The sequence below is a fragment of the Bacillus sp. AFS077874 genome (assembly GCF_002566505.1).
Taxonomy (GTDB): Bacteria; Bacillota; Bacilli; order Bacillales; family Bacillaceae_G; genus Gottfriedia.
In genome coordinates, this window is the sequence record NZ_NUYF01000028.1 from 1 (window position 1) to 8,246 (window position 8,246).

Genomic DNA, 8,246 nt, shown 5'->3' on the forward strand with positions numbered 1-8,246 from the left:
TATTCATCGGAAGTATATTTGAGACCACCTTTTTTAGGTGGTTTTTTGTATGAATTGCTTTCTATTATTATCCATTATTCAACTAAAATTTCAAATATCAAATGGTCTAGTTAATGAACATTATGAAGATTGGAAATGTGAGTTTAACAGATTCAAGTAAAACAGAGATAATTTCTGATTAATTGGTTTTCGATTGGATCACCATTTAATCTGTTGATAATTTATTGCATCTCTTTTTTAGTGTCTGCTTTATAGGGAACAATTCATATACCTGCTAGGCTTTTTTGTCGGAAAAATGATAAAAAAAACAAAGTTAAAATCCTGTATATGTAAATACAATTAGTCTGTAGGCAAGAAATAGGTACTTAATGCTATCTTTTTGTCTACGAATCTAATGTAAGGGAGAGCTGTTATGAGGATTAATAAGATAGTTGCGAGTTGTATTGTAAGTGTTAGTTTGTTATATTCTACTGTGACTGTATCTGCACAATCTCCTTCTTCATCTCAACCGACAAATAAGAAAAAGGTGGCAGAAGGCGTAAATTCAATCGTTCAAATTCCAAAGATTGCAAGCAAAGGTGTTAAGGTAGCTAATAAACAGATCGGCAAGCGGTATAAGGAACAGGAACTCATCGTTAAGTTTAAAAACAATGCAACTGTAGAAAGTCTAGGGATAATCAAAAATGATTTAGGTTTATACGGGGCACAGAAGTTAAATGATAAAGGCGTACAGCTTGTAAAGTTTAAAAAGGGTATATTGATTGAGCAGGCGATTAAGACTTTAAATGCATCTACCAATGTCGAATATGCAGAGCCTAATTACATAGTAAAGCCATTAGGCGTATCTGACCCTTACTATTCGTACTTATGGGGAATGAAGAATACTGGTCAAACCATAGGCGGAGTTCCTGGAAAAGCAGGAATTGATATAAAGGCAGAAACAGCTTGGGCAAAAACAAAGGGAAGTTCTTCCGTAGTAGTTGCGGTGATTGATACAGGGATGGATATAAATCATCCTGATATAAAGGATAATATTTGGGTGAATCCAGGTGAAATTGCAGGAGATGGAAAAGATAATGATGGCAATGGCTATATTGATGATGTGAATGGCTGGAATTTCTATGATAACAATAATATATTGTTTTACAGCACAGAGGAGGACTATCACGGACAACATGTCGCAGGAACAATTGCTGGAAACGATAATACGATCGGTGTTATTGGTGTAGCACCAAACGTGAAGATTATGCCATTAAAATTTCTCGGCCCTGACGGAGGCTATACAGCTGATGCTATTAAAGCAGTTGAATATGCAAAGGCAAAGGGAATAAAAATTTCTAATAATTCATGGGGCGGAGGAGGATTTAGTCAGGCATTATCTGACTCTATCAAAAATTCAGGCTCTTTGTTTGTAGCAGCAGCTGGAAATAGTGGTTTGAATGCAGACACATCTCCTATGTATCCGGCAGCTTATAATTTGTCAAACATTCTTTCGGTCGCGGCTATAAATAACACAGGAAACCTTGCAAGCTTTTCTAACTATGGTGCAACAAGTGTCGATATCGCAGCACCTGGTGAAAATATCCTAAGCGCGTATCCTGGTAACAGTTATGCATATTTAAGTGGTACATCGATGGCTACCCCGCATGCGACAGGAACGGCAGCATTAGTTAAGAGTGTGTATACTGCTTATACTCCTGCTCAAATTAAGGACGCAATTATGAAATCTGTTACACCACTTTCGTCATTGACAGGAAAGGTAGTAACCGGTGGGTTGCTTAACGCAGGAAAGGCGTTGGGAGGAGACGATGATATTCCAGGAGTACCTTTAACAAGTACATCTGTTAGTTCTACGCTAAGTTCAACAACAGATTTAGATGATGTGTACTTTTTTAAACTCATAAAAGGGGAAAGAGTAACTGTTTCACTTTCAGGAACTGCTGGAACAGACTTTGATATTTACTTATATAAATCAACTGCTAAAACTGTGAAAGATAGTGCCGGTATTGTTGCGTTTTCAGAAAAAGCTGGAACGTCTACAGAAAGCTTTACGTATATTGCGCCAAGTGATGGAACGTACTATTTAGATGTATATGGATATAAGGGATCGGGTAGCTATACTGCTAAAGTAAAATACGGAACAGCCGCGGGAACGTACGAAAACACAAGTAAGGACCTTACCTACTTTGGAACTTGGAGCACCATCTCAACAACAAGTGCTTCAGGTGGTTCATATGCCAAGGTAAATGAAGCTGGCTCAAGCATACGTATCGTATTTAATGGTACAGGTGTGGTATATAAAGGAATGAAAAATAGCCGTCAAGGAATTGCCAAGGTTACTGTAGACGGCGTAATTACGAATCCTAACCTATATTCAACGACAACGGTATATAAAGCAGAACTCTTTAAAAAGACGGGACTATCTGCAGGACGACATGTACTAACAATTGAATGGACAGGAAAAGCAAGCGCAGGAGCTCGTAAATCGGCGACGGAAATCAACGTAGATAGTATCACTGTATTACCGTAACTAATAGGAGGGCTCTCATAAATGATAAAATCCCCTTATAGTAGACACTCAAAAAAGCCTATCCGATAATATGGAAAGGTAGTCTACTATAGGGGGATTGTATTTTGGCTGTAAAAGGATCTAAATTCAATAAATATCCAATCGAATTAAAACTTGAAGCGGTTAGACTATATCGAGAAGGATATGCCAGTTACGAAACTATATCTAAAGAGTTAGGTATACGTAGATCAACTCAATTAAAAGCATGGGTAAATATCCCCTACAGCTGAACAATTTTGTATGTCAAATTAAAGCCGCCGTAAGTAGGCAGTATGTCATTTTTTCTAAATTTAGCTTGCAAAATAAATACGATAGTAAAAGAGGTTAATTCTCTGGTCAAATACTAATAATCCTAATTTACTTCTTGAAAAATGAAAATCTTTAAGAGAAACAAGGCTGGGCAAGTTATTGGCATATAAGAATTATGCGAGAATTAAATCTTGATTCTAATGAAGCAATTGAGTACGCAAAGCTTAATGGAGGAGTAGTTCAGCCATCAAAAACAAGCATTAACCCGTATTATTTAGGTTTAAGAATGTTTGAAGATATTGAAGAGCGATATAATAATCCAAGTAAAGAAATGAGAGAGTTAGGTGTTAAACCTGGCAGTGGTCGAGAGAAAATGTTTGAAGTGAGAGAGTTAGAGCCTGATAGTTCATTTATACGAAACTACTTAACGAAAGATCTTGTCATGCGAGAAGATATGTATTTATTCCAGCGACAAGGTAAGGAATATAAAGTTACCGATAAAGCATGGGAAAATGTAAGAGATCAACTGGTAGTTAGTCGGGTAAATGGCGGATTCCCATATATAGTTGTTCATGAGGGCGATTATTTAAAAAATGGTGAGCTTTATTTGAAGCATTCCTATGAAAATATGGAACTTGATGTGAAGTATGTAGAGAAGGTAATGCCTTATATTCATCAGTTGTGGGGTAGAGGGGTTCATTTGGAGACGAATATTGAGAATAAGTCTGTGTTGTTTAGTTATGATGGGAAGAATATTCATCGGAAGTATATTTGAGACCACCTTTTATAGGTGGTTTTTATTTATTATGAATGCATCGACTGTTGGGTATTCATGTTGTATAAGTGATTAGAAATTTTAATGAAAATGGGAATATTCAACCCAGTAATAGAATCGAGGTCATCAATATGTGTTGGACCGCGTGCAAACAAAAATGAGTTATATAGAATACCAGACATTATGCAAGATATTAAAACAAGGAGAAACACTTAATCTGTCAGCATTTGGTATGTTAAAATAGATTGATAATTACATAAATATATAGATTGGGGAAAATGAGGTCATGAAATCTTTTTTTATAAAAACTGGATTACTTACGGCATGTATGGTCGCTTTGTTTCATGGGAAAGCCACCGCAGAATCAGAACCAGAATGGGCTTTGAAGTGTGCAAATCAATATGGAGTCATTACACCAAATGAAAACCCAACTTTCCAACACATCAACTGTTTGTTGACAAACGCTGCAATTCAAGCAGATATTCCCCCTGAAGTTGTAAAAGGTATTGCCACAAAAGAATCCGATTGGAGACAATTCGTCGATGGTAAGCCGTACATCTCGACGGATAATGGAATTGGGATTATGCAAATTACAGATAAAACATTAACAGAGGAACAGCAAGAACGCTTAAAGAATGATATCGTTTACAATATCGAAACAGGCGTACGCATTCTTAATGACAAGGCCAATTTGACATCGCTTCCGCACATTAATGGAGCAGGACGGGATATCATTGAAAATTGGTATTTTCCTGTTATGGCGTACAATGGTACAGTGCCAGTTAATAGCCCTTTATTCCAAGATACAGGAGAAATTAATTATAAAGCCTATCAAGAGATAGTTTTTGGGAAAATCGAAAAAGATAGTTATTTGGGCGATACCGATTTAGCAAGGTATCCATTTGACGTAAAGGATTTCAATTATGATAAGGCAAGTGATAACCCCATTGAATTCCTAAAGCCAGAATATATTGTACAAGGTGTTCATGCGACAACGATTGAATTAAAAGCGGGGGACCGAGTACTGACAACAGAGGATAATGTTAATTTACGACAAGGACCTGGAGCACCAGGTATTGAAAAAGTTTTGCCAATTAATACACCCTTAATCTTAGAAGGACCATTTAAATTTGACGAGACTAAGACAAGTAAAAATCAGTTTGTCTGGTTTCCAGCGAAAACTCTCGATGGGCAATATGTTGGATACGTTTCTTCGGCTTATATTGAGAAGCAAGGCGATACGGTTTCATCGGTAATTAGTGGGGTTATCAGCGAAGATCGAGTTTTAACAAAAGAGGGTTCACCTTATGTTCAAACAGGTCCCATTGTGATTAATTCTGGGGTAACACTGACGATAGAACCTGGGGTGGAGCTGATTGGAAAAAATGGATCGTCTATTTCGGTTAATGGTAAATTGATTGCTGTTGGCACAGAACAAGAGCGTATCAAGTTGCAAGATGTTTATGTAAAGGGCAGTAACTTTAATAACAGTTTTATTCAAATTGAATACGCGGACCATTTTTATCCATCAAGATACAATGGTGGCTTTCTAGTAACCACTATAAATAAAAATGTTACGCTTCGCCATAACCAGTATCGCAATGGAACTATATCACTTTCCTCATCCATTTTAGATTCAATAATTGAACATAACTTTTTTAGCCAAAAAGCAACTCTAAATGTTAATAATGGTCCTGGGAAAATTTATATTAAAAATAACACGTTCATCAATCCGCTTGACTATTCTGCCCCAGATATAAAGCTGACTAGTAGAGATCCTGACGGTGGAATTGCTAACATTTTTATTAACGAAAATAATTTTTTCGGTTACCCTCGACTAAAGGTGGATATCTCTGGATATAAAGGGATTCTTTTTGATGGGAAGAATAATTATTGGGGCTTGACTGATACAAAACAGATTAGCCAAGGGATAGTTGATGTAAATGATAATATGAACTATCGTGACAAACTAGATGTATCAACAATTTCGTATAAACCATTTGATAACAGTTACCCATTAGGAGCATTGGAAGCACCGGTTGTAGCAAAAGTAAGCGATCGTGATCAATTGGTTAGCGGTATGACCGATGCGGATAACCTTGTAGAAATTTATAATGCCGATGAGAAGATTGGTGAAGGAAATTCGGATAAAGATGGTAGCTTCCAGATTCCAATCAAACTTCAAAAAGCTGGAACAGAATTAAAGATTAAGGTGAGAGATAGCTTTAATAGAACCAGCCTAATCACCAAAGTGACTGTTTTGGATGAAACACCACCAGAAGTTCCTATCGTAAATGAAGTGACTGATAGTGCAGTAGAAATCACAGGTAAAGCGGAGCCATTTTCTACCGTTGTGGCAAAGGTCGCTAGTGAATCACTTGGTACTGATGTATCAGATGAAAATGGGAATTTTTCAATGCCGATCGGAAAATTAAAGGCAGATACACAAGTACTTGTATTTACAAAAGATGCATCAGGAAATATTAGCGAGGCTAAGCATGTTACTGTGGTGGACCGAACCTCGCCAGCAGTACCACAGCTCTTAACCAATGAAATAACAGACCAATCTACTAGTATTAGTGGAGTTGCGGAAAAGGGATCAATTATTAAAGTTGTAGCTGGCGAAACGATTATTGGCTCGTCCTATGCGGTAGATGGTATGTTTTCAATTAATTTCCAACCACAAGTAGGCGGCACGGTAATTAAAGTTTTTGCAGAAGATCAGGTCCAAAATAGGAGTGACTCCGTTCAATTAACAGTGAAGGATGTTACAGCACCTTTGTTAAAACTTTCATTTGATTTTCCAGTAACCGATGCATCGAAGGCAGTCACCGGTTACTCGGAAGCAGGAGCAAAGATTACTATAAGAAATGGGGAGGTCTTTGTCGCTGATGGCTACGCAAATATTGATGGTAGTTTTGCAATACCAATCACACTGCAAAAAGCAGGTACAGTACTATACGTGACTGCAAGTGATGCTGCAAATAATGTGAGTCCAAGCGTTACTACGACGGTGATTGATAAAACTTCACCATCAGAACCATCAGTTAATCCTGTTACAAATAAAGATGGAAAAATCACAGGGGAAACGGAAGTAGGAGCATCTGTTAAGGCTGTTATAGGTAATAAAACTTACAGCGCGATTGCTGATGAAAATGGCATTTTTAAAATTATTATCCCGTTTCAAAATAGCGGAACAGTGATTTCTGTTACTTCAACTGATCTCGCACAGAACCAAAGTCAGTCCAAAAAGGTGACGGTTACAAGAATTGCTCCAAATATTCCAGTGGTTAATACGATAACAAACAAATCTACCACAGTAACAGGGGGAAGCGAAAAAGGATCCACGGTTACTGTGAAAGTAGGGACGTTATCATATAGCGGCATTGCTGATTCTTATGGGAAGTTCACAGTCAAGATATCTACTCAAAACAGTGGTGTAAAATTGAGAATTACTGCAAAAGATACAGCAGGTAATATAAGCTTACCAAAGGAAATGCAGGTTACTAGAGTTGCTCCAAATATTCCAGTGGTTAATACGGTAACAAACAAATCTACCACAGTAACAGGGGTAAGCGAAAAAGGATCCACGATTACCGTGAAAGTGGGGACATTATCATATAGTGGCAATTCTGACTCTTACGGGAAGTTCACAGTCAAGATACCTACTCAAAACAGCGGTGTAAAATTGAGCATTACTGCAAAAGATGCAGCAGGTAATATAAGCTTACCAAAGGAAATACAGGTTACTAAAGTTGCTCCTAATGTCCCTGTTGTTAACCTGATCAGCAATAAAGCGGCAACAGTTACTGGAAAAACCGAAAAGTATGCGGTAGTAACTGTTAAGATTGGCACAAAGTCATACAGCGCTACAGCTGATAGTGTAGGGAATTTCAAAGTGTCGATACCAATTCAAAACAGTGGAATATCAATTAATGTAACTTCAACCGTAGCTGGAAAAGTTAGTAATGCTAGATCCTTAAAAGTTACTCGTGTCGCACCGAATATGCCGGTTGTGAGTCCTGTGAGATATTACTCAACCACATTTACCGGAAAAGCTGAAAAATATGCAGTTGCTTCGGTAAAAATTGGCACAAAAGTTTATACGTCTAAAGCAAATAGCTACGGTGATTTTAAAGTAAATATACCAAAGCAAAAAGCCGGTACATATTTATTTGTAACCGCAAAGGATGCAAAAGGATTAATTAGTGCAACAAGAATAGTAAAGGTTTATTAAAATCTACATGAAATATGAAAAAGCAGTGGAACTAAATTCCACTGCTTTTTCAGTTCATCCCTAAATATGAAGCATTTTCTATGTCAAAATAAAGGGGTCATAAGTAGTTAATCATTTTTTCTAGATTTCAGATCGGTTAAGATCATTATTAGCAGGACTAATACAATAAATTCTAATTTTTTTTCTTGGGAAAAAGAAGATCTTTAAGAGAAACAAGGCTGGGCAAGTTACTGGCACATCCGCATCATGCGAGAACTAAATCTCGATTCAAATGAAGCAATCGAATACGCGAAACTAAACGCAGGAGTAGTTCAACCTTCTAAAATAAGTATTAATCCATACTACTTAGGACTAAGAATGTTTGAAGATATCGAAGAGCGATATAATAACCCAAGCAAAGAAATGCGTGAGTTAGG

3 protein-coding genes and 2 pseudogenes are annotated in these 8,246 nt (G+C 37.1%); all 5 read left to right on the forward strand.

Annotated elements, in window-relative coordinates:
• Nucleotides 1-412: 412 nt before the first annotated feature.
• The gene (locus tag COJ46_RS19205) at nt 413-2,530 is read left to right on the forward strand and encodes a S8 family serine peptidase (RefSeq protein ID WP_097976404.1); all 2,118 of its coding nucleotides are present in this window, start codon (nt 413-415) and stop codon (nt 2,528-2,530) included.
• Nucleotides 2,531-2,634: 104 nt separating this feature from the next.
• Nucleotides 2,635-2,799, forward strand: a complete 165-nt coding sequence (locus COJ46_RS24215; protein WP_141437790.1) for a transposase — start codon at nt 2,635-2,637, stop codon at nt 2,797-2,799.
• Nucleotides 2,800-2,960: 161 nt separating this feature from the next.
• Nucleotides 2,961-3,593: pseudogene (locus tag COJ46_RS19210) on the forward strand (SpoVR family protein); the annotation flags it as partial.
• Between the two features lie 328 nt (nt 3,594-3,921).
• Nucleotides 3,922-7,830: an Ig-like domain-containing protein gene (locus tag COJ46_RS19215; protein ID WP_286145524.1), complete on the forward strand. Its 3,909-nt coding sequence runs from the start codon at nt 3,922-3,924 to the stop codon at nt 7,828-7,830.
• A gap of 213 nt (nt 7,831-8,043) precedes the next feature.
• Nucleotides 8,044-8,246: pseudogene (locus COJ46_RS19220) on the forward strand (SpoVR family protein); the annotation flags it as partial.

Excerpts from the sequence above, each read along its gene's own strand:
- COJ46_RS19205 (WP_097976404.1), top strand. The coding sequence starts at position 413 with ATGAGGATTAATAAGATAGTTGCGAGTTGTATTGTAAGTGTTAGTTTG.
- COJ46_RS19215 (WP_286145524.1), top strand. The coding sequence starts at position 3,922 with ATGGTCGCTTTGTTTCATGGGAAAGCCACCGCAGAATCAGAACCAGAA.